This is a genomic window from Pseudodesulfovibrio karagichevae (assembly GCF_041414475.1).
Classification (GTDB): Bacteria; Desulfobacterota; Desulfovibrionia; order Desulfovibrionales; family Desulfovibrionaceae; genus Pseudodesulfovibrio; species Pseudodesulfovibrio karagichevae.
In genome coordinates, this window is record NZ_JBGLYH010000024.1 from 25957 (window position 1) to 50205 (window position 24249).

Below are 24249 nucleotides of genomic sequence, written 5' to 3' on the forward strand. Positions count from 1 at the left end.
CAACCGACCGTTACGGCTGAACAAAGGGTTGAAGCGGGTTTTCAGTCTTTTTTCGGGGTCCGCGTCCCGGCGGCGAAGACGCCCGGCGTCATGCCCATGACCTTGCGGAAACAGCGGGTCATGTGGCTCTGGTCCGAGAACCCGGCCTCGGCCGCGCTTTCGGCCAGCCCCAGCCCCCGGCGGATGCACGCCTTGGCCAGGCGGACCCGTTGCAGGACCTGGTATTCGTGCGGGGGCATGCCCACGGCCTTGGCGAAAAGCCGGTTCAACCGGCACGGGCTGCACCCGGCCAGGGCCGTCAGATCCTCGAGGCGGACGTCCTCGGCGCAGGCCGCATCCAGGTGGCGGCGGACCGCCGCGATGCGCTCCGGTTCGGCGGATTCGCCGGGTTCGGCAGGGAACTCCCCGCCCCGACACAGGGGCTCCATGACCGCGAGCAGGGCCGCCTGCCGCTCCAGGTTCGAAGCCGGTCTCCCGGCCAGGCCGGCCAGGCGGAGCACGTCCCCGAACCGGGCGGGGTCGTCCACGACCTCGGGCCCGTCCGCCGGGAGGCGCGGGGCCAGCCCGGCCGAGGCGAAACAGGCCGGGGCCAGGCTGACCACGACGTATTCGATCTCCCCGGCGTCCAGGCAGAGGTGGGGCAGCCCGGCCGGGACCGCCAGGATCTGCCCGGCCCCGGCCTCCCAGCAGCCGCCCGCCGTTTCCATGGCCCGGACCCCGGACAGGATCGCGACCGCGCACACGGACTGGTGGGCGTGGCGCGCCCCGGCGGGCGCGGCCCCGGCGTGGCGGACCACGCCGACGCCCTCCAGGCCGGGGATTTCGCGGTATTCGGTGACGTGATCGGCCATGGACATCCCTTGTCAGAGCAGGGCGGGCACGAACTTGGCCAGCAGGCAGAGTCCGTGCTCTCCGGCCTTTACCCGGTGCGGGGCCTTCAGCGGCATGACCGCGACCCGTCCCGGTTCATAGGGAATGGCCTGCCCTTCGAGCAGGCACTCCCCGCTGCCTGAGGCCACCTCGTGCAGCTCCCAGCTGGTTTCGTGGACATGGTCGCCGATTTCCGCGCCCGGTTCAAGCTGGACCAGGTGGGCGCTGAACGCGCCGCCGGTCTCGGCCCCGGTGAGCAGGTGCTTGAGGGCCACCCCGGCAAAGGTCGGGTGCTGGTGCCACGGCAGGTCCGCGGCGTCGATTTTCGTCTTGGTTCCGGTCACGGTGCCGGTGTCGAATTCGTTGAAGAGCGGCATGATCGCCTCCTTGGTTTTTCAGGGAGGATAGGGCGTCCGGCGCGGCCGGTCTTGGACGATCTTGCCGTCACCGCCCGGCGGCGGCGCGGGCCGCGATGTCGCGCACGAAGCCGGTCTTGCCCGAGGTGTAGGCCGCGCGGTCGCCCGGATGGTCCGCGATCAACCGCCGCTTGAGCCGTTCGTACTCCGCCGCAGCGTCCGGGTGGGCCTGGAGATAGTCGCGGAAGACCAGCCCCTCCCACAGGGTGGAGTCGGCCACGGTCATGTGGATGTGGTGGGTGCGCTCGCCGCTCGGCCCGCGCCGGATGAACCAGGGATAGTGCGGCGGGGTCGATCCCTCGGGCTGGGGCCGCCAGAAATAGTCGTAGCCCATGGCCTCCAGGACGGGCGCGGCCTCGTCGCGGGCCCTATCCAGGTCCGCGACCTCCACGAGCACGTCCACCACGGGCTTGGCCCAGATGCCGGGGATGGCGGTGCTGCCGAAGTGCTCGACGCGCACGACCAGCCCCTCGGGCAGGCACGCGAGCAGGCGCGCCTTCTCCTCCTCGAACAGCTTGGGCCAGGCCGGGTCGGGCGGGACCAGCTCGATGCGGTCTTTGAGGACGCGGGCGACTTTCTCTTCCAGGGTCTCGGTCACGGTTGCTCCGCCGTGCCGTTCGTCTCCACCTCCAGGATGAAGGTCTCGACCAGGTCGGCGTCCAGGCAGGACCCGGCCAGGCTGCGCAGGATGTCGAAGGCCTCCTCCACCGAGCGGCCCCGCTGGTAGGGCCGGTCCGTGGTCATGGCGTCGAAGTAGTCGACCACGCAGAGGATGCGCGCGCCGAGCGGGATATCCTCGCCCTTGAGCCCGCGCGGATAGCCCGAGCCGTCCATGAGCTCGTGGTGGGCGTAGACGTATTCCAGGGCCGGGCCCAGGAAGTCGAGGTTCTTGAGGATGTCGCGGCCCCACTCCGGGTGGCGGTGGATCTCGTCGACCATCTCCTTGGTCAGGGGCGTGTCCTCGCTGGAGAAGATGCGGTCGGAAAAGCCGATCTTGCCGATGTCGTGCAGGGTCCCGGCGATGCGGATGCGCTCCACCTCGGCGGCGGGCAGGTCCAGGCGCTGGGCCAGCCGCCGGGCGTAGACGCCCACGCGCTCGCCATGGCCCTCGGTGTAGGCGTCGCGCGCGCCCAGGGCGTGGGCCACCGCCGTGATGGTGTTGACCATGTCGCGCCGTATCTTGGTCAGGAGCTGCTCCAGCCGGTCCTCCCTGGCCTCGATCTTGGCCAGCATCACGGCCACGGCCTCGGCCAGCTCCTGGATCTCCGGGTCGTACTCCGGCCCGGTCAGGGCCTCGATGCCGTCGGCCGGACCGCCGGACGAGATGGCCCAAATGATGCGCAGCAACTCCTCCCGGCCCTTGAGCATGCTACCTCCAGGCTCCAGCGTTGTCGGCCGCGAACTCGGCGAAGGGCCGGGCCGGGGTGCCGGTCAGGTATTCCACGGCCTGGGTGACGTTGCCCATCATGCCGAGCTTGATGACCCGGCTCAGGGACACCAGCATGTTGCGGTTCCACTCGGGCACGCCCGCGCCGTCCAGCCCTTCGATGTACGCCTCCTCGTCGATGGGGGTGTACGCGACCTTGACCCCGGCTTCCGAGCCGATGGTCTCGGCCACGTCCGCCAGCGTCAGCCCCTGCGGGCCGGTCAGGGCGTAGACGGCGTCCGTGTAGCCCTCGTGGTCGCCGAGGAGACGGGCCGCGCAGGCCGCGATGTCGCGCACGTCGATGTAGCTGACCTTGTAGTCCTCCTCGGCCAGGGCGATGATGCCGGACTTGATCATGGGGGCGAGGATGGTGCTGAAATTCTGCATGAAGGAGTTGGGCCGCAGCACGGTGAAGGGGATCTTGGAGTCCTCCACGAACTGGTCGACCATGCCGTTCTCGCGCCCCAGCCGCCAGTGGGCGTCCGAGGACGCGCCGTAGGCGCTGGACCGGACGATGTACTCGATGCCCGCCTCCTTGGCCGCGTCCACGGCCAGCCGTCCGAAGCGGGTCATTTTCTCCTGCATGGGCAGGACCAGGAACAGCCGGTCGCATCCGGCCATGGCCGCGACCATGGAGCCCTTGTCCGCGAAGTCGATGACCCGTGCCTCCACGCCCCGGGCCTTGAGGCGCTCGGCCTTTTTCGGCGAGTGCACCCCGGCCACGATCTCCGCCTTGTCGGGAAGTGTATCGATCAGGGCCGAGCCGATGTTTCCGGCCGCGCCCGCTATGAAAATCCTGCTCATGGAACCGCTCCTTCCCCCGTCGGCCGTATGCGGCGCGCGGGGATTTTCCTTGTGACTTTCGCACGCTACACGAAGATGGCAGGGAAAGGCAAACGGTCCGCCGCCCGCGCCCGGAATCCGTCGCGACCATTCCCCGACCCTATTCGACCATTGACCGAAACGACACTTGCACAGTGCGCCCAAGGGGGGTAACCCGGAGAGAAGCCAGAAAAACCATGGAGTGGAAATGCTGTTAGGAATCGACGTGGGCGGCACCCACACGGACGCGGTCGCCATCGACATCGGGGACTCTGCCACGGTGGCCGCCTCCTGCAAGGTGCCCACCCGGCATCACGACCTGCTCTCCTCGGTCACCGAGGCCCTGACCACCATCCTCGGCAAGGTCGACAAGGACGCGGTCACCCAGCTCAACCTGTCCACCACCCTGTCCACCAACGCCATCGTCCAGAACAAGACCGAGGACGTGGGCGTCATCGTCTCCGCCGGACCGGGCATCGATCCGCACAATTTCATGCCCTGCAAGGACTTCCACGTCATCGACGGGTCCATCGACCACCGGGGCAACGAGGTCCGTGCGCTGTCCACCCGCCAGCTGGCCGAGGCCGTGGACGCATGCCGCGAGAACGGCGTGCGCGTCTTCGCGGCGGTCTCCAAGTTCTCCACCCGCAACCCGCGCCACGAGAACCTCATCCGGCGCACGGTCTGCAACTGCAAGTCCGTGGAGGTCTGCGAACACGCCGACTTCGTCACCCTGGGCCACCAGCTCGGCGGGGCGCTGAACTTCCCGCGCCGGGTGGCCACCGCCTATTTCAACTGCGCGGTCTGGCGGCTGTACAACGAGTTCGCCACCGCCGTGGAGGAGGCCCTGCACGACATGGGCCTGGGCCACGTCAAGGTCAACATCCTCAAGGCCGACGGCGGGACCATGCCCCTGCCCCAGTCCCGGACCCTGCCCGTGCAGTCCATCTTTTCCGGCCCGGCCGCCTCGGTCATGGGCATCATCGCCCTGACCGACATCTTCCACGACTCGGTCATCCTGGACATCGGCGGGACCACCACCGACATCGCGGTCTTCGCCGACGGCGCGCCGCTCATCGAGCGCGAGGGCATCGACATCGGTTCCCATCCCACCCTGGTCTCGGCGCTCAAGGTCCACTCCATCGGCATCGGCGGCGACTCGGCCATCTCCGTGGTCGGCCCCGAGGTGCGCGTGGGCCCCAACCGGCTCGGCCCGTCCGTCTGCCTGGGCGGGGAGCGCGTCACCCTGACCGACGCCCTGAACTACGTCGGGGCCTGCGCCGTGGGCGACGTCACGGCCTCCCGCAAGGCCATGGACGCCTACGCCTCGGCCCGCACCCTGACCGGCGAAAAACTGGCCGAGGGCGCCGTGGCCTACGCGGCCCAGGCCATCCAGGACGCCACCCGCGCCCTGGTGGAGGAGATCAATTCCAAGCCGGTCTACACCATCCACGAGTTGCTCGAAGGCAAGAAGATCGTGCCCAAGAAGGTCTACCTCATGGGCGGCCCGGCCGAGGCCATGCGGGACGAAATCTTCCAGCGCTTCCAGCTGTCCACAGAGGTGCCCGCCAATTTCGACGTGGCCAACGCCATCGGCGCGGCCCTGACCCGGACCACCTGGGAGCTCGAACTGTTCGCCGACACCCAGCGCCACGTTCTGTTCATCCCGACCCTGTCCTACCGCGAGAACGTCCCGTCCGGGTACGACCTGGACGACGCCAAACGGGACGCCGTCAACCAGCTGACCATGCAGCTCGACTCCATGGGCGTGTTCCTCAAGGCCGAGGACGCCCAGATCACCCACGCGTCGAGCTTCAACATGGTCGAGGGATACGACCGCGTGGGCCGGAACATCCGCGTCAAATGCCAGGTGCGTCCCGGCGTAATCAAGACCTTCGGGGAGGGGCGCTAAGCCATGCTCAAATCCAGGAACACCCTCGGCATCATCTTCTTCCCGGCCTTCGACTGGGCCATCTCGCCCACCCACCCCGAGCGGCAGGAACGGCTCCTCTACACCCAGGACCAGCTGCGCGAGGAGGGCCTCTTCGACATCGAGGGCATCAGCGAACACAAGCCCGACGTGGCCTCGGTCGAGGACGTGGAACGCGTCCACTTCTGCTTCCCGGACGTGCCCTCCGTGGTTACCCGCTCGCACCTCATCTCCGCGGGCGGAGCCATGAAGGCGGGCGACCTGGTCATGGAAGGCCAGACCGACCGCGCCTTCGCCATGGTCCGGCCCCCCGGACACCACGCCATGAAGGTGGTCCACGGCTCGCGCGGCTTCTGCACCATCAATATCGAAGCGATCATGATCGAGCATATCCGGGAGAAGTACGGCCACAAGCGCATCGCCATCGTGGACACCGACTGCCACCACGGCGACGGCACCCAGGACATCTACTGGCACGACCCGGATACCCTGTTCATCTCCCTGCACCAGGACGGCCGGACCCTGTATCCCGGCACCGGCTTCCCCCGCGACCTGGGCGGACCGGGCGCCATGGGCCGGACCCTGAACATCCCCCTGCCGCCCAACACCTCGGACGAGGGATTCCTTATGGCCATCGAACGCGTGGTCCTGCCCATCCTCGAGGACTTCAAGCCCGACCTGGTCATCAACTCCGCCGGACAGGACAACCACTTCTCCGACCCGATCACCAACATGAACTTCTCGGCGGGCGGCTACGCGGCCATGAACGACATGCTCAAGCCCGACATCGCCGTGCTCGAGGGCGGTTATTCCATCCAGGGCGCGCTGCCCTACGTCAACCTCGGCATCTGCCTGGCCATGGCGGGCGTGGATTACTCCCACGTGCGCGAACCCAACTACAACAGTGAGCGCATCCGCCAGGACGCCCGGACCACCGCCTACATCGAAGAGCTCTGCAAACAGCTCCCCGCCCTGTACTTCGACCCGCCCGAGTTCGTGTCCAAGGACGACAGCCGCCAGGGCATCATCGCCGGCGACAAGTTCGTCCGCCACAAGCAGATCTACTACGATACCGACGGCATCAACGAGGTCCAGCAGGAATCCGTGACCCTGTGCAAACAGTGTCGGGGACTCTACAAGGTCGAAACCCGCGCCGACTCCGGGCCGCTCTGCCTCGGCGTCGAAATCCCGGTGGACGCCTGCCCCGAATGCCGCGCCAAAGGCTACCAGACCGTGGAAGACGCCCAGATCAAGGGCGCCTACCGCTACATCCAGCTCATCAACCGGCTGGACAAGGAATACGTCCGGTACGGATTCTAGGATGATGCCTCCGGCGGCCGGGGCGCCGCCCCGGACCCCGCCAGGGAACCCTTTGAAAAGGGTTCCCTGGACCCTCCCAAACTTTTTGTGTCGCCTGCGGCGAAGGTGCGGGGGCGGGGTGGCGAGATGTTTCGCGGGAGGGTGGAGGTAGCCCGGGTGCGCGGTGTCCCGAAGTGTTCGCGCCGGGCGGCCCTCCGAGGCCCATGGACGCCCGGCGCGAACACTTAGGGACGGTTGCCAACGCCACAGGCGGGGCGATGCGGACGCAATAAATCGGCTTCGCGGCGTTTTCTTACGCCGGGTGAAGCCTTTTTTGACCCTTGTCTTTCCCCAAAAAAATATCCCGCGATTTCGGGCGGAAAAAACGGCGTACTCTTTTGGCGAAGAAGCACGCCGTCCCATCCGTTTTTTCCGCCCGAAATCGCACACCGGCACGGCGGAAGGCGTCCCTCGCCAGCCTTCCGCCGCCGCACGCACCTGAGCGAAGCGAACACGGGATTCTTAAGGCCCTCGGCCTTAAGCGGGGCCGCGTCGGGTCTTAGGCCGAGCTTGCTCGGTCTTAGAGCCGTCGACAGCAGCGATAGGGCAGCGCCCTGGTCTCCCCGAAGGGGCCGCCGGAGGCCTCCCCGGCACGCCATAGGGCCCGTCCCGGCAATGCCGGGGCGGGCCCTATGTGTATGGAGGAGAGGGTCTGTTAATCGTTCAGTTTGTGCATGAGCCAGGCCATGTTTTCGCCGAGGATGTCCATGGTCTGCATGCCTTCGTCATCATTGAGGACTTCGCCTTTTTCGCGGCCGAAGCCCATGTTCCAGTAGCGGGAGCCGGGCACGACCATCTGCTGGATGAAGAAGAAGGAGTTGATGGTGTTGAAGGTCTGCATGGCGCCGCCCCGGCGGGCGGCGACGATGGCGGCGCCGACCTTGCGGGCGAACATGGAGCCGTTGACCAGGCCGACCATGCCGGCGCGGTCGATGAGCGCGCTCATTTCGGTGGTGATGGTGGCGAAGTAGGTGGGCGAGGCGAGCAGGATGCCGTCGGCCGCGTCCATGGCCTCGATACATTCGTTGAGGAAGTCGTTCTTGACGGCGCAGCGGCGGTCCTTGTTTTCCGCGCATTTCATGCAGGCGATGCAGCCGTGCATCTTCTTGCCCGCCAGCTCGATCATCTCGGTCTCGATGCCCTGGGCCTCGAGTTTGACCAGGGCGCGCTGGATCATGTCGGCGGTATTGCCGCCCTTTCGGGCGGAGCCGTTAAATGCGACAACTTTCATGGGAGTCTCCTAATAGGTGTTGTAGTGGATTCGGTCGGGGTTGAAGCGGCTTTCGGATTTGGGCTGCTGCGCGGGCCAGCCGATGGGCGCGAAGCCCAGCGGCACGACGTGGTCCGGGATATTGAACATGGCCCGGTATCCGGTCACGCGGTCCTCTTTGGGGTAGATGCCGGTCCAGACCGCGCCCAGTCCGAGGGCGTGCACGGCCAGGAGCAGGTTTTCCATGGCTGCGGCGCAGTCCTGGACCCAGTAGCCGGGGTATTTTTCCTTGGAAAGGTCGCCGCAGACGATGACGCCCACCTGGGCTTGGAGAACCATTTTGACATAGGGGTGCAGGTCGACCATGGCGTCGAGCCGGGCCCGTTCGTTGACCACGATGAACTGCCACGGCTGGCCGTTGCCCGCGCTGGGGGCCATCATGGCCGCTTCGAGAATCTGCCTGACCATCTCGTCGGGAACAGGCCTGTCCTCGTACTTTCTGACGCTGCGCCGGGTGCGTATGGCTTCCAGAGTATCCATATCCATCCTCCGTTTTCGGGGTGAGTGATGCTATTTACCTTGTTCATGTTCTCTGCTAGTGGAGAGAAAAGATCAAGTACGCACTTCAAAGTTCTATAGTAACCCAAAATATACCACTGAGGCCGACGGAGATTCCGGGCGGGTGTCGGTCGGCGGGAGGAGCCATGAGCACGGCGTGTTCGCAGAAGATTTGCGGTGACAAGAAATACTATTGTTCCATGGAATTGACCCTGCAGGTCATCGGCGGCAAGTGGAAGCTGATCATTCTTCACAAGCTGGGCCAGGAGGGGACCATGCGTTTCAGCGAGATCAAGCGGTCCATCCCGAACATCACCCAGAAGATGCTCACCCAGCAGCTGCGCGAACTGGAGTCCGACGGCGTGGTCCGGCGCGAGGTCTATCCCCAGGTGCCGCCCAAGGTGGAATATTCCCTGACCGAGCTGGGGGAGAGCATCCTGCCGCTCATCGGCAGCCTGTGCCGCTGGGGCGAGCGGTACGCGGAGTGGTATGACGGGCAGATGCCCGAAGCCGAGGCCGTCTAGACGGCGGGGAAGGCCGGGGGTTTTCTTTTCTCATGGTCGGCGTTGCAATGGTATGACGGATGAGGGGGATACGGGAATGAATGGAATTTTGAGACGGAGCGGGGAAACCGTTCCCGGCGGTGCGGCCTTCGACGCGGCTGCGGCCAGCGCGGACCTGGGGCTGACCCTGGAGGAGTTCGCGCCGCTTTTGGCCAAGGCGGCCGTGGAGATTCGGATTCGGCTGGACGGGATCCGGCAGGGCCTGGCCGACGGCGACCTGCATGCCGTGGCCCTGAACAGCCACACCATGAAGAGCGTGGCCGCGACCTTGGCGGCCGAGCCCGTCCGTCAGGCCTCCCTCGCCCTTGAGCTCTGCGCCAAGAACGGCGACGGGCCGCACTGCCCCGAACTGTTGGCCGAGCTGGAGCTGCGGGCCGGGGAGCTGCTGGCCGAGCTGGATCGCGCGTAGGTCCCGCAAGACTGTTTTCGAAGCCGCGTTGCGGCACGTGGAGCCTGCCCCGGCGTCCCGGCCATGCGGCCCGGGCGAAGCCAACGGGAAAACCCGCCCTGTCCGATACGGACGGGGCGGGCTTTTTTGATTCGTTCGCTGTCCTGGATCAGCCTCGGCAGTTGTGCTTCATGCTCGTGCCTTCGACAATGAAGACCACGGTTTCGGCCACGTTGGTGGACAGGTCGCCGACGCGTTCCAGGTGGCGCGCGCCGATGATGGCGTGCACGCCCCGCTCCACGATGCGGGACTCGGCGACCATGTCGGCGACCATCTGGCGCAGGATGGCGATGGTCAGGTCGTCGGCCTTGTCGTCCATGCGGCAGATCTGCCCAGCCAGGCTGACGTCGTCGTCGATGTAGGCCTTGAGCGCTTCGGAGAGCATCTTCTTGACCGTGTTGGCCAGGTCTTCCATCTTCGGGTTGTGGGGCATGGGCGGCCTGGTGGACAGGAAGATGGCCCGGTGGGCCAGGTTGACCGCCTCGTCGCCGAGCCGCTCCAGGTTCACCGTGATGCGCTGCGCCCCGACGATGGTGCGCAGGTCCACGGCCATGGGCTGATCCAGGGCGAGGAGCTCCAGGCTGAAGTTGTCGATCTCGTCTTCCATCTCGTTGATGGCTTCATCACCGACGATGACCGCTTCGGCCAGGTCGGCGTCGTTCTCGAGGTAGGCCCGGATGGCCTTGTGCACGGCGGATTCCGACAGGGCCGCCATGCGCAGGACCATGACCTTGAGGTCCTCGAGTTTTTTTGAAAAATGTGCGCGTTGTTCCATGATGCGTTGCGTCCTTTGCTGTTCAGCTTAACCGAAACGGCCCGTAATGTAATCTTCCGTCTGCTTGTTGGCGGGGTTGGTGAACATGGTCTTGGTGTCGTCCACCTCGATCAGCTTGCCCATGTAGAAAAAGGCGGTTCGATCGGACACGCGGGCCGCCTGCTGCATGGAATGGGTCACGATGATGATCGTGAATTCCTTTTTGAGCTCGTGGATGAGGTCCTCGATCTTCTGGGTGGCGATGGGGTCCAGGGCCGAGGCGGGTTCGTCCATGAGCAGGACCTCGGGCTCCACGGCCAGGGCCCGGGCGATGCACAGCCGCTGCTGCTGGCCGCCGGACAGGCCCAGGGCGGAGGTGTGCAGACGGTCCTTGACCTCGTCCCACAGGGCCGCGCCCAGCAGGCTCTCCTCGACCTTCTGCTCCATGAACTGCTTGTCCTTCACGCCGTTGACGCGCAGGCCGTAGGCCACGTTCTCGAATATGGTCTTGGGGAAGGGGTTGGGCTTCTGGAAGACCATGCCGATGCGGCGGCGCAGGGAGACGACATCCAGGCCGGGGGCGTAGATGTCCTGGCCGTCCAGGGTCATCCTGCCGTCCACCTTGGTGCCGGGGATGAGGTCGTTCATGCGGTTGATGCAGCGAAGATAGGTCGACTTGCCGCACCCGGACGGTCCGATGAGTGCGGTGACCCGGTTGGACTCGAAGTCTATGCTGATGTCCTCCAGGGCCTTGAAGTCCCCGTAGTGGAAATCAAGGTTGGTCGAGGACACCTTTATGGTCGTCGTCATTGTTCGTGCTCCGTGGCAAAAAATAAAATGTGTTCCGCCGTCGGCGCAACGCACCACGAGTAACCCGGTGGGGTTACGAGCCAATGACTCGTTTGTTACAATTGCGCAACAGCACCGGGCTAGGGCAGGGAGACCAGGACATGGAGCTCGTCCCCGGCCGTCCGGATCTCCGGCTTGAGCGCCTTTTTCGGCGGGGTGCGGAAATGGACGACCATGCGAAAGTGGTCCGGGTGCTCGCCCATGACCACGTGTTTGACCTCTCCCTCGGAGCGGAGCACGTTGCCGCCCCTGTGGGACCATTTGCCCAGGATGTCCACCACCAGCCGCCTGGGGTTGTTCAGGTTCATGAACGCGGTTCGGCCCACGGGCCGGTCGGCGACGATCTTGAGGCTGAAGCCCTGCGCGGTCTCGTCCAGGGTCACCGAGCGGATCACGCCGGTCCCTTCGGCCGGGGTGATGGCCGGGACTTCGGCCCCTTCGGCGGGGGCGGGCTCCGGGACGGGCGCGGGTTCCGGGGCGGGTGTGGCTTTCGCGGCCGGGGCCTGGGCCTGGGCCTGGGCGGGAGCGGGTTCCTGGGCGGGCGCGGCGTCGGTCGCGTCCGGGAGGTCCGGCTCCGGGGGAAGCGGCTCTTCTCCGGGCATGGAGGACGCGGCGGACGAGGCCGGGGCCTCGCTGCCGTCGGGCAGGACCTTGGGCAGGACCGTGAAATCCACGTCCATGCGCACTTCGTTGCGCGTCCCGTTTGGCGCCTGGTCCTGGGCCCGGGCCGGGCGGGCGGACAGGGCCACGGCCATGAGCCCGGCCATGGCGCAGGCCGCCAGGATAAGGAACCGGTGCCTGAACGTATTCGACATGCATACCCCTCGCTGATTGAAAAACTCTAGAGGTGTATACTGGAATTGTCTTCCAAAGGCAAAGCCGGAACCGGTCAGAGGGAGTCGTAATAGGCGGCCAGGTCCGAGGCGACGCGCCGGTCGGACCAGCACGTCTCCATGAAGCGGCGGCCCGCCTCGCCGGTCTGTTCGCAGTAGTCGCGGTCCTTGGCCAGGCGCAGCAGGATGTCGGCCAGATCGTCCTGGCTGGCGGCCGTGAGCCACGGCAGTTCGCTCGTTCCGGCGAACTCGGCGATGCGCGCCCGGTTCCACTCGTCCAGCCCGGCGATGACGGCCAGTCCCTGGGAGAGCCCTTCCAGGCTGGACACGCCGTAGTAGCCCTGCATGTGGTCGAACAGGACGTGACAGCGCCGCTTGCGGGCCAGACACTCGTGGTTGGGCACGTCGTCGATGAGGTCCACGGAGATATACACGTTGCGCCGGTTGATATACTTGACCGCGGCCAGGAACTCCTCGGTGTTCTTGAGGTCCTTGCGCGTGGGCGAGTGGCAGACCTTGAGCTGGCCCGGGTCGTCGAAGCGGCCCCACATGGGCCTGAGCAGCGGGTCGTCGACGGGCACCAGGTTGGGCTGCCAGCGCGCCTCGGGCAGGAGCTTGAGCAGGTCCGGGGTGGACACGAGCAGGTTGGTCCGCTTGAGCCTGCGGTATTTCTCGCGGAAGGATTCGGGATTGGAGCGGAAATCGTGGTGTCCGTGGTGATGGTGGACCACGGCCTTGCCCTTGATGTAGTCGGCCGGATTGAGCGGTCCGAAGGCCTGGTTCTCGTCGCAGGTCATGTGGAAGTGGAAGACGTCGGCCTCGCGCATGAGGATGGCGACCTCCTCCATGCCGTCCGGGCCGAGGTCCGGGACGTGCAGGTCCTTTTCCCAGTCGTGGGTGTAGCGTGTCTCCAGGGTGACCAGCCGTGCCGAGTGGGCCGTGTACCGGTTGAGCGCCTTGCAGAACTGGATGGCGGTCCCGGCCGGGTCGTTTATGGCGAGCATGAGGATGCGCATTGCGGGCTTCCTTCCTTGATAGCTGATGTCCACATTGTCGATATACTCTCCCACGGCGTCGGCCAGCCGTCCGGCCGTCGCCGCATCTCCCCGTCGTCCCGCGCCCTCGATGGCCGCGCCCAGTTCCGTCAGCCTGGCCAGCCCGTAGGAGCCGCCGCTGCCCTTGAGCCCGTGGCCCAGGCGCGTCACGTCCTCGAAGTCGCCCGCGTTCACGGCGGCCCGCAGTCTCGCGAGCCACGATCGCAGCAATTCGAGATAGCGCTCCATGATGGGCGCGAGCTCGGGATCGACGGTCACCGGGTATTCCGGCATGGCGGCTACTCCGTTTTCGGGGTCCCCTTTTTCACGGTCATCGACGCCCGGCTCCCGCTGTCGGCCGGGTCGGCCCTGCCCGATGCGCCCGAGTCGGGCGAGTCTAGCGTGAACACGCGCCTGTAGTCCAGGAGGTCGTTGGCCAAGGCGGAAAGACGCTCCCGGACGCGGCCGCCCCAGTGCGGCCCCGGGCCGGGGAATGCCCGTAAAGGTCGGGCGCGCCGTTCGCTCCCGCAAAGCCCGGCGGGCAGGGGGGCGGATCGGTCCAAGCGCACGTCCGCTCCTAGAATTTGGAACCCCGCGATCCGCTGTCGCCCACGGCCGCAAGCTGGGCCTTGTTCAGCTTCTTGACCCAGACGTCCCCGGTCTGGGTGTTGAACATGAGCTTCCGGCCCTGGGCGCCGCCCACGTCCTGGGCCTGGATGTCCAGCCGGGCGAATTTGAGCAGCTTCTTGGCCATCTCGATGTTGCGCCTGCCGATGTTGTACGAGCCCGAGGGCTCCATGTTGTTGACCGCCACGCCCTGGCCGCCGCCGAACATCTTGATGCACAGCTCCCGTCGGGGCACGCCGATCTTGTCCATGGTCTCGAGCATGTTCTGCAGGGCCGTGTCCACGAAGCGGCAGATCTGCGGCTCCGGGCCCGGATGCCTGGTGGCGGAACTGTCCGGCAGGAAGGCGTGGCAGATGGTCCCGATGCCCATCTTGGGCGCGTGGATTGTCACGGCCAGGCATGAGCCGAGAATGGTCGTCACCAGGGTGGGCTGCACCCCGATGAAACAGTCGCCCGTTTGCAAAAAGACTTTGGCCATTCCCGGTTCGATCTTATTCATTCGCTTCTCCGGTTCAGGGGCGGCGCCCCAAGGGATTCATCATGCTATAAAATGCTTCATTTTTGTGTCTAAAGTCAACCGCGCGGTAAATTGCCGGGCAGCCTTGTACACAAAAAATACCGGAAATCCAAATTATAAAAGAGCGCGTATGGAAAATACGCCATTATTCATGTAGTCAGGAAATCGCGGAGGTGTCCATGCAGGGACGGAATCGAAGAATCCTCTTGTTGTTGCTCATCATGGTGGCGCTCGTCGCGGTGGTCTCCATGTACGGCACGCGGCTGTTGTTCGACACGGCCATCGAGGAGGAGCGGGTCCGGCTCCAGGAGCTGGTCCAGAGCCAGGCCAGCCTGGCCGAGGAGATGGGCTGGATGGCCCTGGCCGAGCAGACCTTGGGCGGTCCCGAGGCCACCCGCGAGGCGATCCTCGACCACATCGCCCGGGCCCAGAGGAACTTCAAGCTCCAGAGCCGGACCGGCGAATTCGTCGTGGCCCGGCTCGTCGGCAAGGACATCCTGCATCTCCTGGAGAACGGCAGGCCCGTGCCCGAGTCCTCGCCCGACGCCCGGGTTCCCCTGGACGGCCGCGGCGACGAGCCCATGAAGCGCGCCCTGTTCGGGGAAAGCGGGACCGTGGTGGGACCCAACCACCAGGGCATCGAGGTGGTGGCCGCCTACGCGCCCATCACCCTGCGCTACGACAGGCTCGGCCTGGTGGCCCGGATCGACCTGGAGGAGATCCGCGCCCCGTTCCTCCGGGCGAACCTGAACATCTTCGGGGTGGGCGTGGTCCTGACCCTCCTCTGCGCCTTCCTGTTCATCAAGGTCAGCGAGCCGCTGATCCACGAACTGCAACAGAGCGAGAAGAGCTACCGCGACCTGGTGGAAGGGGCCAACAACCTGATCCTGCGCATCAACGAACCGGGCGAGATAACCTTCGCCAACTCCTTTGCCCGCACCTTTCTGGCCGGGAAGGACGGGGAACTGCTCGGGCACATGCTCTTGTCGTTCTTCGACGTGGCCTCCGAGGGCCAGGGGCTGGACGCGGTGGTCGAGGTCATCGGCGGCGAGGGCCGCCAGAACGAGATCCCCGTGCGCATGGCCGACGGCCGGGTGGGCTTCGTGTCCTGGACGGTCAAGCTGGTCATGGACCAGGGGCGGCCCGCCGAACTGCTGTGCATCGGCAACGACGCCACGCGCATCCACAAGGCGAACACGGCCCAGAAGGAGTCCGAGGAGCGGTTCCGGGGGCTGGCCAAGGCCTCTCCCGTGGCCATCATCATCACCGACATCGCCGGGAACCTGCTCTACGCCAACGAGAAGATGCACGAGCTGACCCGGGCCACGGCGGTCCAGCTGGCGGGCCAGGGATGGCTGAACAGCGTGCACCGCGAGGACCGCAAGCTGGTCTGGAAGCACTGGCTGGAGCGGGTCGGCCCGGCCACGGACAAGGTGGAGCTGCGGCTCATGTCCGGCAACGGGGAGTTCGTCTGGGTCCTGTGGCAGGTGGTCGAGATGGGCAACGCCCGGGGCGAGACCGCCGGGAACATCCACACCTTCACCGACATCACCGAGATCAAGGAGGCCCAGCTGGCCATGAGCCGGTTGACCGCGGCCATCGACCAGGCGGCGGAGGTGATCGTCATGACCGACCTCAAGGGAACCATGACCTACGTGAACCCGGCCTTCGAGGCGGTCTCGGGCTTTTCCCGGGCCGAGGCCGTGGGCAGGACGCCCGGCATCCTGGCGGGCGGGGAGCATTCCAGGGATTTCTTTTCGGACATGTGGGAGACCATCACCGGCGGCAAGGTCTGGAAGGGACGCATCGTCAACCGGCGCAAGAACGGCGAGCGCTACACCCTGGAGTCGAGCATCGGCCCCATCCGCAACCACGCGGGCGAGCTGATCGGTTTCGTCGGCGTGGGCCGGGACATCTCCCAGCAACTGGTGGTGGAGTCGCAGCTCAGGCAGTCCCAGAAGCTCGAATCCATCGGCGAGCTGGCCGCGGGCATCGCCCACGAGATCAACACCCCGACCCAGTACGTGACCTCGAACCTCCAATTCCTGCACGACTCCTGCGTGACCTACACCAAGGCCATCGAGCGCTGCCGCGAGCTGATCGGCTTCGTCGCGGAGCACCCCGACCTCTTCCCGGACGCGGGCTTCCGCGAACGGGCACGGGCGGCCATGGACGAGGATGAGATGACCTATCTGGCCGAGGACGTGCCCGCCGCCCTGGACGAGTCCGCGGCCGGGCTCAAGCGCATCGCCGAGATCGTCCGCTCCATCAAGCAGCTGGCCCATCCCGGCGAGCTGGCCAAGGCGTTCCACGACCTCAACGAGATCGTCCGCAACGCCATCACCGTGTCCACCAACGAATGGAAGTACGTGGCGGGCATGGAGTTCGTGCCGGACGAGGGCCTGGCCCCGGTATTCTGCCTCAAGGGCGAGGTGGGCCAGGTGGTCCTGAACCTGATCGTCAACGCGGCCCACGCCATCGAGTCCAAGCTCAAGGGGGGAGAAGGCCAGGGGACCATCACCATCCGGACCCGGAGCGAAAGGGGGTTCGCGGTGCTCGAAGTGACCGATACGGGCACGGGCATGTCCAGGGAAGTGGCGGCCAAGGCGTTCGATCCCTTCTTCACCACCAAGGAGGTGGGCAAGGGCACGGGCCAGGGGCTGGCCATCGCCCACAACGTGGTCGTTGGCATGCACGGCGGGCGCATCGAGATCGATACGGTGGAGGGACAGGGCACGACCTTCTCGGTCAGGCTGCCCTTTGAAGAGCCCCCGGCGGATTAGTCGCCGGGTTCGCGGATGCGCCCCTCGTCCATGAGGGACAGGGCGATGTCCACCACCTCCGCGTCGAACAGCCGCGCGCGGCCTTCGAGCAGGTAGCCGGCGGCTTCGCTCTTGCCCAGTCCGTGGCGGTAGGGCCGGTCGGTAATGATGGCGTCGATGATGTCGGCCACGCACAGGATCTTGGACTGGAGCAGCATCTCGTCCCCGGTCAGTCCGTCCGGATAGCCGGACCCGTCCAGCCGTTCGTGGTGCTCCCGGATCATCCGGGCGATGGGCCACTCCACGCCCAGCCCCGTGAAAATCTCGGCCCCCACCTCGGCGTGGGCCTTGATGATCGAAAATTCCGCGTCGGTCAGCTCCCCCTGCTTGTTCAGGATGTGCGACGGCACGGCCACCTTGCCGATGTCGTGGACCGTGGCCCCCAGGCGCAGCCCGGCGATGTCGTCGTCGGCCATGTCCATGCGCTCGGCGATCATGACCGCGATGTCCGCGGTCCGGTCCATGTGGCCCGAGGTGTACGGGTCGCGAAACTCCACCAGCCGGGTGAAGGCGTGCAGGGTCTGTTCGAAGCCGTCCTTGAGCCTGCGCACGATCTCCAGCTCCCGGGCGTTCCGGACCATCTCGGCGTGCTCGATGCCCGCACTGATGACCATGACCAGGTCGTCCGGGTCGGTGGGCTTGGTCATGAAGCGGAAGATGGCCCCGGTGTTCACGGCCCGGATTGCGGTGTCCATGTCCGCGTAGCCGGTCAGGATCATGCGCACGGTTTCCGGGTGGAGGGCGGCCACCCGGGCCAGCAGGGTGATCCCGTCCAGGTCCGGCATCTTGTAGTCCGCAACCACCACGGCGAACGGGCCGTGGGCCTCCATGACCTCCAGGGCCGCCGTCCCGCCCAGCGCGGTGTGCAGGTCGAAATGCGCGCGCAGGGTCCTGCGGTGGGCGTCGAGGACCTTGGGCTCGTCGTCCACCATGAGCACCGGGACGGTTCTATATTCTTCGCGCCAGGCCATCAGTCCGCCGTTTCCGGCACGAGTACGGTGAAGGTCTCGGGGATGCCGACCTTTTCCGCGAACATGTGCATGCGGTCGATCTTGTCCTTGGTCAGCTCCAGGCTTTTGCGCACCAGCAGGGCCCCCTGCCTGGAGACCACGTCCTGGTGCAGGACCATGCCCGGCGTGAGCTCCTGGAGGGGCACGGTGCGGATGGCGTAGCGGGCCTCCACCCCGAGCATGCCCTCGAGATAGTACATGAGTTCGGGGTCGTACTCCTCGATGGTCTTCTCCATGCTGAGGAAGGCCTTCTGCGGGTTTTCCTCGCGCTGCCGGGCCATGTCGTAGTCCAGCGCGATCTTGAGGATGCGCCCGCCCAGCGGGATGTCCTCCTCCTTGAGGTTGTCGCGCGGGGTGCCCGTGCCGTCGAACCCCTTGAGCTGGTAGGCGATCATGTCCGCAATGGACTGGAGCCGGGGCAGCTTGGTCACCAGGCTCTGGGCGATGACCGGGTGCATTTCCCACATCTGGGCCTGCTCCGGGGACAGATCCTCGCCCTGCTCCAGGGTCTCCAGGGTGCCGGGCGGCAGGATGAGCGTGCCGAGCTGGCAGAGCATGGCCGCGATGTCGTAGCGCCAGAGGTCCTTGATATCCTTCTTCTCGGCGAAATAGCGCACGTAGCGGCGCACGCGGTTGATGCGCTCGCCCGCGTGGGGGTTGACCATGGCGGTGATCTCGCTGAGCAGGTCCACGCTGCCCTTGAGGGTCTTTTCCAGCAGGACCCGCTTGGCCGTGACCAGCTCGTACTGGCGGACCGCGTCGGCCACGTTCTGGAGCAGGTTGTCGTGTTCGCACGGCTTGGTCAGGAAGCGGAAGACGTTGCCGTCGTTGACCGCGCGGATGGCGCTGTCCAGGTCCGCGTACCCGGTCAGCATCAGCCGGGTGGTGTCCGGGCTCAGGGTCTTCAGCTCGTTGAGGAATTCAATGCCGTTCATGCCCGGCATGCGGTAGTCCGAGACGGCCGCCGCATAGGGTTTGGACCGGTCCAGCTGTTTCAGGGCCTCGGCCGGGGAGGACTGCACGTCCACCTCGTACTGCTCGCGCAGCTGGCGGCGCAGGGCGGAGAGGACGTTGGGTTCGTCATCGACGAGCAGGATGCGCGGTTTCATGGCTACCCCCTGTCCAGGATGTCGTTGAGGAGATTGTCGTCGGCGCAGTTGAAATCGTCGATGTCCTGCCAGTGGTCGGCGATGTAGTCCAGCCAGGTGTGCAGCCTTGTCTCCTGAAACAGCTGCGGGGCGATGTTTTCCCGGATGCGGATGCGGGAGTAGTCCTTGTGGAAGATGACGCAGTGATGGTCGATGGAATTGGCGGCGGTGATCACGTTGGGGATGTATTCGCTCGTGGGCCGGTGGTCGTGGTGGTAGCCGATGGCGTGGACGACCTCGTGGGACATGCCCCACAGCCCCATGAGGTAGGCGCCCATCTCGGCGTGGGAGGTGCCGAAGACCTCGCGCTCGTTGCGGTAGACCGGGCCGCCGTTCTCGCGGGTCATCTGCAGGACCTGTCCGTAGCGCTCGGGGAAATAGTTGATCAGGATGAGCTTGCCCACGTCGTGGAGCAGCCCGGCCATGCGGCAGTTGGCGATGACGTTCTTGTCCGCCTTGTCGCACTCGGCGATGAGCCGGGCGATGTTGGCCACCCGGAAGCAGTGCTCCCAGAGCATGTTCAGCTTGAGCCCGGGCAGGGCGTGCCCGTCGTAGGAGGTGAACAGGTGGGTGGACAGGATCAGGGCCTTGATGGTCTCCAGCCCGAGCATGGTGATGGCCTTGTGCATGGAGTCGATGTGCGCGGGCAGGCCGAAGAAGGGCGAGTTGACCAGCTTGAGGATCTTGGCCGTGAGCCCCACGTCCTGGGTGATGGAGTCGGCGATGCGGTCGATGGACGGCTCCGGTTTGGCCAGCTCCTCACGGATTTCCTGGAATATCCTCGGGATGACCGGCAGGGCGTCGATCTCGGTGACCAGCCTGAGCATCTTGGGGTCGGTCAGGACCTCCTTGGACTGGAGGGCGCCCTCGATGCGGGCGATGAGGTCCTCGGCGGAACACGGCTTGGAGATGTACTGGTGCACGGAGCGGATGGAGCGGATGACCTCGTTCAGGTCCACCTGGCCGGACAGGGCGATGCGGATGGTCCCGGGGTAGGCGTCCTTGACCCGGGTGAGCAGTTCGGCCCCGTCCATGCCCGGCATCTTGATGTCGGACACGATGACGTCGAACCGGACCTTTCCCAGGGCCTCCAGGGCGGCCTGGCCGGAGTTGACCAGGGCCATGTCCCAATGGTCCCTCTTGTTCCGCAGCATTCGTCGCAGGGCAGCCAGGACGTTGGTCTCGTCGTCCACGAATAACAGGCGTATCTTCTTCATCGGCGGGCGTTCCTTGTTCCGGTGCGGGAAAGCTTGTTTCCAATACACCATACACGAAGACGCGGGCGGGGAGAATTATAAGATTCCCTTTTCTTCCGAATAATTCCGGCCGGAGACGGGCCCGGAGGGGGCCGGGGCGGATCAACCCCGTTCGCGGATATGTTTCGTGACCAGCTGGGCCAGGGCCAGGGAGGCCAGGGAGAGGCCCACGGCTACCAGGAAGACCAGCCTGTAGTCGGCCATCCAGATGAGGCCGCCGGTGACCGGCACGACCACGGCCGCGATGTGGTTGATGGTGAAGCCCACGGCCATGCCCGAGGCGATGTCCTGCGGGTCGGCGATCTTCTGGTAGAAGGTCTTGATGGCGATGGCGAAGTTGAAGACGATGTTGTCCAGGATGTAGAGCCCGGCGGCCAGCAGCGGGCTTTCGGTGAAGGCGTAGCCCAGGAAGATGACGGCCAGGGCCGCGTACTCCACGGTCAGCACCGGGCGTTCGCCGAACTTGTTGATGGACCGCCCGATGATCGGGTTGGCGAAGTAGTTGATGACGTTGTTGCAGACGAACAGGATGGTCACCTGCTGGATGGTGTAGCCGAACTTGGTGACCAGCAGGAACACGGCGAAGACCGTGAATATCTGCCGCCGGGCGCCGCTTAAGAAGGTCAGGGCGTAGTAGAGCCAGTAGCGGGAGCGGAAGGTCATCTTCTTGAGCTGGGGCGGCAGATCGGCGCGGGACGGGTCGCGGGTCAGCCCCCACAGCCCGGCGGCCACGGCCAGCCCGCCGAGCAGGGCGAACATCTCGGTGTAGCCCAGGCCCTTGGCCAGAAAGTAGATGCCCGCGCCCACGCTGATGTTGGTCAGGGCGGTGATGGACCGCAGCCGGGCCATGACCACCGGGGCCTCGGTCCTGTCGAAGTACTGCAGGGTCAGGGACTGGTTCATGGTCTCGTAGTAGTGGAAGCCGAAACTCATGAGCAGGGTGGTGAAGACCAGCCCGCCCAGGGAGGGCATGAGCCCGGTCAGGGCCACGCCCAGGCCGAGCACGACCACGGACAGCGCGGCCAGCCGGTGCTCGGAGATGATCAGGATCATGTAGATGGCCAGCAGGGCCAGGAAGCCGGGAACCTCGCGCACGGACTGGACCACGCCCATGGACAGGCCGTCCAGCCCGGCCACTTCCACGGCGAAGTTGTTGAGCAGGGTTCGCCAGCCCTGGAAGGCCGCGCCGGAGCAGATGACCAGCACCAGCAGAAAGATGTACATGCGCCGTTTCTTGTATGCGTCCGTCATGTGGAATCCTTGGTTTGGGGAGCCAGACAATAGGGCTTGGACCCGGCAAAGATCAAGTGTAGAATCCTCCCATGCCCGATACTCCGATCCTCGTGTCCGCCTGCCTGGCGGGCATCCACTGCCGGTACAACGGCGAAGTCGAGCCCTTCGAGCCCGTGGTGGACCTGGTCCGCCGGGGGTGCGCCGTGCCATTCTGCCCCGAGGTCTTCGGCGGCCTGCCCACCCCGCGCGTCCCGTGCGAAATCCTCGGCGACAGGGTGATCGACGCCGACGGCGCGGACCGCACCGCCGAGTTCCGGCGTGGGGCCGAGGAGGGGCTCAGGCTGGTGAAGCTCATGGGCTGCCGCCAGGCCGTGCTCAAGGCGCGCTCCCCGTCCTGCGGCTCGGGCGAGGTCTTTGATGGGACCTTCACCGCCACGCGCGTGGCGGGCGACGGGCTCTTCGCCCAACTCCTCAAGGCGCACGGGATCATTGTGCGCACCGAGGAGGACCTGGACGGGTGAGCCCGCGTCAGGAGTTCGCCGGGCTGCCCCTGGCCGTCAAGGCCAACCCGCGCGCCAGGCGGGTGCTGGTCAAGCTGGTGCCGGGCAGGGGACTCGAAGTGGTCGTGCCCAAGCGGTTCGACCCCTCGCTGGTGCCGGACATCCTCGAAGAGAAGCGGGCCTGGATCGAACGGACCCGCGACCGCATGCTCGCGGCGGGGACCGACCTCACGGGCGAACCGCCCGAACTGCCCGAGGTCATCGAATACCGCGCCTGGGAGCGGACCGTCCGCGTGGACTACCTGGACCGGCCGGGCACGGTCCGGCTGGTGGAGAACGCGGCCCGCTGGCAGGTCGCCGGGCCCCTGGCGGATCGCGAGGCGATCTTCGAGACGCTGCGCGCCCAGACCGTGAAAAAGGCGCGCGAGGTGGTCCTGCCCTGGCTCGACCGGGCCAGCAGGCGGACCGGTCTGCCTTACTCCGCCCTGCGCGTGCGGCGGCAGAAGACCCGCTGGGGCAGCTGCTCGTCGCGCGGGACCATCTCGCTGAACGCCAAGCTCCTGTTCCTGCCGCCCGATCTGGTGGACCATCTGCTCCTGCACGAGCTCTGCCACACCCGGCACATGAACCACTCCCCGGCGTACTGGGCCTGCGTGGCCGGGTTCGAGCCCGACTACCGGCGGCTGGAGGACGAGGTCAGCCGGGGCAACCGCTTCGTGCCCGCCTGGTTCCTGTAGCCCTCTCCGCTCCCGGTTGACGGCGCGGGCCGTCCGCTGTATGATTCGAAACATGTCGAAGTCAAAGGCCGAAACCGGCCCCGTGGAAGCCTCCACCCCCGAAGACGAACTGGAACAGATGGCGCGCATGTTCAAGGCGCTGTCCAACCCCCACCGGCTGCGCATCTACCGCGAGCTGGCCTCCTGCGTCTGCGGGTCCGTGGCCAAGTCGCCCGAGGAGTTCCGCAACTGCCAGTGCGGATTCGCCGACCGGTTCGGCCTGGCCGCGTCCACGGTGTCGCACCACTTCAAGGAACTGCGCGAGGCCGGGCTCATCCACATGAAGCGCGAAGCCAAGACCGTGCTCTTCTGGGTCGATCAGGAAGCCGCCCGCAAGCTGCGCCATGTGCTCAACGGGTAGCGCGCCGCAGGGCAGCTCCCTTTTTTTGGCCGGTGTCTTCGATAATTCGTGAAGTCTAGAATATCAAACGCCGCGCGGCGGGGCCGCGCAAGACAAGGAGCCTCTATGAAACTGATGGCCTTCAACGGCAGTCCGAGGAAGAAGTGGAATACCGCGACCATGATCGAGCACGCTCTGGAGGGCGCGCGCGAGGCCGGGGCCGAGGTGGAGTTGGTCCACCTGTACGACCTGGACTTCAAGGGGTGTTCGAGCTGTCTCGCCTGCAAGCGGGTGGGCCGCAAGGAGGTCGGCGTGTGCGCCATGAAGGACGAGCTCAAGCCGGTGTTGGACCGGGTCCGGGAGGCGGATGCGCTGCTCGTCGGCACCCCGGTGTATTACGGCACGGAATCGGCCTGTGCCCGGGCCTTTCTGGAGCGGGTGCAGTACCCCTATCTCAACTATGCAAACTACGACAAATCGTATTTCCCGCGCAAGATCCCGACCGGTCTGCTCTACACCATGAACGTGCAGGAAAGCTTGCTCGAGATCCTGGGCTACCCGGTCACCTTTGAGCGCACCCGGGCCTTCCTGGCCCGCCATTTCGGCTCCTGCGAACTGCTGCTGTCCACGAACACCAGCCAGTACAAGGACTACGACAAGTATGAGACCGGTTTCGACAAGGCGGACAAGGCCCGCCACCATGCGGAACAGTTCCCTAAGGACTGCCAGGCGGCCAGGGAGCTCGGCGCGCGCCTGGCCCAGGGCTACCAATCCTGATTCCCGCCTCCCACCCATCCCTGTCCAAAAGATCGGGGCCGACACGCGCAAGCCTGTCGGCCCCGATCTTTTCCCCCAAATCTGGTCAAAGCGCACACCAAAACGCGCCTGCCTCCGCGAAGCGGCCCAAAAAGTTTAGGAAGGGAGAGGGGATGGGGGTCCGGGGGAAGG

At 66.0% G+C, this 24249-nt stretch carries 26 protein-coding genes; 9 read left to right on the plus strand and 17 right to left on the minus strand.

Going from position 1 to position 24249, the window contains the following annotated elements:
• Window positions 1-41 precede the first annotated feature (41 nt).
• From AB6M95_RS09985 to AB6M95_RS10005, 5 genes are all read right to left on the minus strand, one after another.
• Window positions 42-851 carry an AraC family transcriptional regulator gene (locus tag AB6M95_RS09985; protein ID WP_371386594.1) on the minus strand — a complete coding sequence of 270 codons (810 nt, stop codon included), beginning with the start codon at window positions 849-851 and terminating at the stop codon, window positions 42-44.
• Window positions 852-863: 12 nt separating this feature from the next.
• Entirely contained in the window at window positions 864-1247 is a 384-nt protein-coding gene (locus tag AB6M95_RS09990) for a cupin domain-containing protein (RefSeq protein ID WP_371386595.1), read from the minus strand.
• A 67-nt stretch (window positions 1248-1314) separates the two neighbouring features.
• Window positions 1315-1884, minus strand: a complete 570-nt coding sequence (locus AB6M95_RS09995) for a GrpB family protein (protein WP_371386596.1) — start codon at window positions 1882-1884, stop codon at window positions 1315-1317.
• Complete coding sequence (locus tag AB6M95_RS10000) at window positions 1881-2654, minus strand: HD-GYP domain-containing protein (protein ID WP_371386597.1); 774 nt, start codon at window positions 2652-2654, stop codon at window positions 1881-1883. The genes AB6M95_RS09995 and AB6M95_RS10000 overlap by 4 nt, the downstream gene beginning before the upstream one ends.
• 1 nt (window position 2655) lies before the next feature.
• Window positions 2656-3516 carry an NmrA family NAD(P)-binding protein gene (locus tag AB6M95_RS10005; protein ID WP_371386598.1) on the minus strand — a complete coding sequence of 287 codons (861 nt, stop codon included), beginning with the start codon at window positions 3514-3516 and terminating at the stop codon, window positions 2656-2658.
• Window positions 3517-3742: 226 nt separating this feature from the next.
• On the opposite strand from AB6M95_RS10005, the gene AB6M95_RS10010 reads away from it, so the two are divergent.
• Together AB6M95_RS10010 and AB6M95_RS10015 are read left to right on the plus strand one after the other, a co-directional pair.
• Window positions 3743-5446, plus strand: coding sequence for a hydantoinase/oxoprolinase family protein (locus tag AB6M95_RS10010; protein WP_371386599.1), 1704 nt, complete (start codon window positions 3743-3745; stop codon window positions 5444-5446).
• Window positions 5447-5449: 3 nt separating this feature from the next.
• A complete protein-coding gene (locus AB6M95_RS10015; RefSeq protein WP_371386600.1) occupies window positions 5450-6784 on the plus strand; it encodes a histone deacetylase family protein in 1335 nt (444 codons plus the stop codon).
• A gap of 694 nt (window positions 6785-7478) precedes the next feature.
• Here the strand turns inward: AB6M95_RS10015 and AB6M95_RS10020 are convergent.
• Window positions 7479-8054, minus strand: a complete 576-nt coding sequence (locus tag AB6M95_RS10020) for a flavodoxin family protein (RefSeq protein ID WP_371386601.1) — start codon at window positions 8052-8054, stop codon at window positions 7479-7481.
• A gap of 9 nt (window positions 8055-8063) precedes the next feature.
• The gene (locus AB6M95_RS10025; RefSeq protein WP_371386602.1) at window positions 8064-8573 is read right to left on the minus strand and encodes a nitroreductase family protein; all 510 of its coding nucleotides are present in this window, start codon (window positions 8571-8573) and stop codon (window positions 8064-8066) included.
• Between the two features lie 164 nt (window positions 8574-8737).
• On the opposite strand from AB6M95_RS10025, the gene AB6M95_RS10030 reads away from it, so the two are divergent.
• Complete coding sequence (locus AB6M95_RS10030) at window positions 8738-9115, plus strand: winged helix-turn-helix transcriptional regulator (RefSeq protein ID WP_371386603.1); 378 nt, start codon at window positions 8738-8740, stop codon at window positions 9113-9115.
• 76 nt (window positions 9116-9191) lie between these two features.
• A complete protein-coding gene (locus tag AB6M95_RS10035; protein ID WP_371386604.1) occupies window positions 9192-9563 on the plus strand; it encodes an Hpt domain-containing protein in 372 nt (123 codons plus the stop codon).
• A 148-nt stretch (window positions 9564-9711) separates the two neighbouring features.
• On the opposite strand, the gene phoU is transcribed toward AB6M95_RS10035, so the two are convergent.
• From phoU to AB6M95_RS10065, 6 genes are all read right to left on the minus strand, one after another.
• Complete coding sequence (phoU, locus tag AB6M95_RS10040) at window positions 9712-10377, minus strand: phosphate signaling complex protein PhoU (protein WP_371386605.1); 666 nt, start codon at window positions 10375-10377, stop codon at window positions 9712-9714.
• Window positions 10378-10404: 27 nt separating this feature from the next.
• Complete coding sequence (gene pstB / locus AB6M95_RS10045) at window positions 10405-11166, minus strand: phosphate ABC transporter ATP-binding protein PstB (RefSeq protein WP_371386606.1); 762 nt, start codon at window positions 11164-11166, stop codon at window positions 10405-10407.
• A 119-nt stretch (window positions 11167-11285) separates the two neighbouring features.
• A complete protein-coding gene (locus AB6M95_RS10050) occupies window positions 11286-12020 on the minus strand; it encodes an AMIN domain-containing protein (RefSeq protein WP_371386607.1) in 735 nt (244 codons plus the stop codon).
• Between the two features lie 74 nt (window positions 12021-12094).
• Complete coding sequence (locus tag AB6M95_RS10055; protein WP_371386608.1) at window positions 12095-13366, minus strand: Hpt domain-containing protein; 1272 nt, start codon at window positions 13364-13366, stop codon at window positions 12095-12097.
• A gap of 5 nt (window positions 13367-13371) precedes the next feature.
• Window positions 13372-13512, minus strand: a complete 141-nt coding sequence (locus tag AB6M95_RS10060; protein ID WP_371386609.1) for a hypothetical protein — start codon at window positions 13510-13512, stop codon at window positions 13372-13374.
• A gap of 137 nt (window positions 13513-13649) precedes the next feature.
• Window positions 13650-14198 (minus strand): chemotaxis protein CheD, encoded by a 549-nt coding sequence (locus AB6M95_RS10065; RefSeq protein WP_371386610.1) that lies wholly within the window; start codon window positions 14196-14198, stop codon window positions 13650-13652.
• Window positions 14199-14395: 197 nt separating this feature from the next.
• Here AB6M95_RS10065 and AB6M95_RS10070 point away from each other — a divergent pair, with 197 nt between their 5' ends.
• Window positions 14396-16999: a PAS domain S-box protein gene (locus AB6M95_RS10070; protein ID WP_371386611.1), complete on the plus strand. Its 2604-nt coding sequence runs from the start codon at window positions 14396-14398 to the stop codon at window positions 16997-16999.
• On the opposite strand, the gene AB6M95_RS10075 is transcribed toward AB6M95_RS10070, so the two are convergent.
• The 4 genes from AB6M95_RS10075 to AB6M95_RS10090 all read right to left on the minus strand — a co-directional run bounded on the left by AB6M95_RS10075 (window position 16996) and on the right by AB6M95_RS10090 (window position 21703).
• Window positions 16996-18009 (minus strand): HD-GYP domain-containing protein, encoded by a 1014-nt coding sequence (locus tag AB6M95_RS10075; RefSeq protein WP_371386612.1) that lies wholly within the window; start codon window positions 18007-18009, stop codon window positions 16996-16998. The genes AB6M95_RS10070 and AB6M95_RS10075 overlap by 4 nt on opposite strands.
• Entirely contained in the window at window positions 18009-19157 is a 1149-nt protein-coding gene (locus tag AB6M95_RS10080) for an HD domain-containing phosphohydrolase (RefSeq protein ID WP_371386613.1), read from the minus strand. Before AB6M95_RS10080 ends, AB6M95_RS10075 begins: the two co-directional genes overlap by 1 nt.
• A gap of 2 nt (window positions 19158-19159) precedes the next feature.
• On the minus strand, window positions 19160-20413 hold the full coding sequence (locus AB6M95_RS10085; protein WP_371386614.1) for a response regulator: 1254 nt from the start codon (window positions 20411-20413) through the stop codon (window positions 19160-19162).
• A gap of 141 nt (window positions 20414-20554) precedes the next feature.
• The gene (locus AB6M95_RS10090) at window positions 20555-21703 is read right to left on the minus strand and encodes an MFS transporter (protein ID WP_371386615.1); all 1149 of its coding nucleotides are present in this window, start codon (window positions 21701-21703) and stop codon (window positions 20555-20557) included.
• Between the two features lie 71 nt (window positions 21704-21774).
• Between AB6M95_RS10090 and AB6M95_RS10095 the strand changes: the two genes are divergently transcribed.
• The 4 genes from AB6M95_RS10095 (at window position 21775) to AB6M95_RS10110 (ending at window position 24078) form a co-directional block, all read left to right on the plus strand.
• Window positions 21775-22206: a 2-thiouracil desulfurase family protein gene (locus tag AB6M95_RS10095; protein ID WP_371386616.1), complete on the plus strand. Its 432-nt coding sequence runs from the start codon at window positions 21775-21777 to the stop codon at window positions 22204-22206.
• On the plus strand, window positions 22203-22922 hold the full coding sequence (locus AB6M95_RS10100; protein WP_371386617.1) for a M48 family metallopeptidase: 720 nt from the start codon (window positions 22203-22205) through the stop codon (window positions 22920-22922). The genes AB6M95_RS10095 and AB6M95_RS10100 overlap by 4 nt, the downstream gene beginning before the upstream one ends.
• A gap of 52 nt (window positions 22923-22974) precedes the next feature.
• Entirely contained in the window at window positions 22975-23322 is a 348-nt protein-coding gene (locus tag AB6M95_RS10105) for an ArsR/SmtB family transcription factor (protein WP_371386618.1), read from the plus strand.
• Window positions 23323-23427: 105 nt separating this feature from the next.
• Window positions 23428-24078, plus strand: a complete 651-nt coding sequence (locus AB6M95_RS10110; RefSeq protein ID WP_371386619.1) for a flavodoxin family protein — start codon at window positions 23428-23430, stop codon at window positions 24076-24078.
• The last annotated feature ends 171 nt before the right edge of the window (window positions 24079-24249 follow it).

Bases quoted from the DNA above. Each gene is read 5' to 3' on its own strand.
- AB6M95_RS10105 (WP_371386618.1), top strand. From the start codon at position 22,975: ATGTCGAAGTCAAAGGCCGAAACCGGCCCCGTGGAAGCCTCCACCCCC.
- pstB (WP_371386606.1), bottom strand. From the start codon at position 11,166: ATGACGACGACCATAAAGGTGTCCTCGACCAACCTTGATTTCCACTAC.
- AB6M95_RS10030 (WP_371386603.1), top strand. From the start codon at position 8,738: ATGAGCACGGCGTGTTCGCAGAAGATTTGCGGTGACAAGAAATACTAT.
- AB6M95_RS09985 (WP_371386594.1), bottom strand. From the start codon at position 851: ATGGCCGATCACGTCACCGAATACCGCGAAATCCCCGGCCTGGAGGGC.
- AB6M95_RS10020 (WP_371386601.1), bottom strand. From the start codon at position 8,054: ATGAAAGTTGTCGCATTTAACGGCTCCGCCCGAAAGGGCGGCAATACC.
- AB6M95_RS10050 (WP_371386607.1), bottom strand. From the start codon at position 12,020: ATGTCGAATACGTTCAGGCACCGGTTCCTTATCCTGGCGGCCTGCGCC.
- AB6M95_RS10110 (WP_371386619.1), top strand. From the start codon at position 23,428: ATGAAACTGATGGCCTTCAACGGCAGTCCGAGGAAGAAGTGGAATACC.
- phoU (WP_371386605.1), bottom strand. From the start codon at position 10,377: ATGGAACAACGCGCACATTTTTCAAAAAAACTCGAGGACCTCAAGGTC.
- AB6M95_RS10075 (WP_371386612.1), bottom strand. From the start codon at position 18,009: ATGGCCTGGCGCGAAGAATATAGAACCGTCCCGGTGCTCATGGTGGAC.
- AB6M95_RS10085 (WP_371386614.1), bottom strand. From the start codon at position 20,413: ATGAAGAAGATACGCCTGTTATTCGTGGACGACGAGACCAACGTCCTG.
- AB6M95_RS10035 (WP_371386604.1), top strand. From the start codon at position 9,192: ATGAATGGAATTTTGAGACGGAGCGGGGAAACCGTTCCCGGCGGTGCG.
- AB6M95_RS10000 (WP_371386597.1), bottom strand. From the start codon at position 2,654: ATGCTCAAGGGCCGGGAGGAGTTGCTGCGCATCATTTGGGCCATCTCG.
- AB6M95_RS10095 (WP_371386616.1), top strand. From the start codon at position 21,775: ATGCCCGATACTCCGATCCTCGTGTCCGCCTGCCTGGCGGGCATCCAC.
- AB6M95_RS10025 (WP_371386602.1), bottom strand. From the start codon at position 8,573: ATGGATACTCTGGAAGCCATACGCACCCGGCGCAGCGTCAGAAAGTAC.
- AB6M95_RS10065 (WP_371386610.1), bottom strand. From the start codon at position 14,198: ATGAATAAGATCGAACCGGGAATGGCCAAAGTCTTTTTGCAAACGGGC.
- AB6M95_RS10010 (WP_371386599.1), top strand. From the start codon at position 3,743: ATGCTGTTAGGAATCGACGTGGGCGGCACCCACACGGACGCGGTCGCC.
- AB6M95_RS10080 (WP_371386613.1), bottom strand. From the start codon at position 19,157: ATGAAACCGCGCATCCTGCTCGTCGATGACGAACCCAACGTCCTCTCC.
- AB6M95_RS10005 (WP_371386598.1), bottom strand. From the start codon at position 3,516: ATGAGCAGGATTTTCATAGCGGGCGCGGCCGGAAACATCGGCTCGGCC.
- AB6M95_RS10015 (WP_371386600.1), top strand. From the start codon at position 5,450: ATGCTCAAATCCAGGAACACCCTCGGCATCATCTTCTTCCCGGCCTTC.
- AB6M95_RS09990 (WP_371386595.1), bottom strand. From the start codon at position 1,247: ATGCCGCTCTTCAACGAATTCGACACCGGCACCGTGACCGGAACCAAG.
- AB6M95_RS10070 (WP_371386611.1), top strand. From the start codon at position 14,396: ATGCAGGGACGGAATCGAAGAATCCTCTTGTTGTTGCTCATCATGGTG.
- AB6M95_RS10055 (WP_371386608.1), bottom strand. From the start codon at position 13,366: ATGCCGGAATACCCGGTGACCGTCGATCCCGAGCTCGCGCCCATCATG.
- AB6M95_RS10090 (WP_371386615.1), bottom strand. From the start codon at position 21,703: ATGACGGACGCATACAAGAAACGGCGCATGTACATCTTTCTGCTGGTG.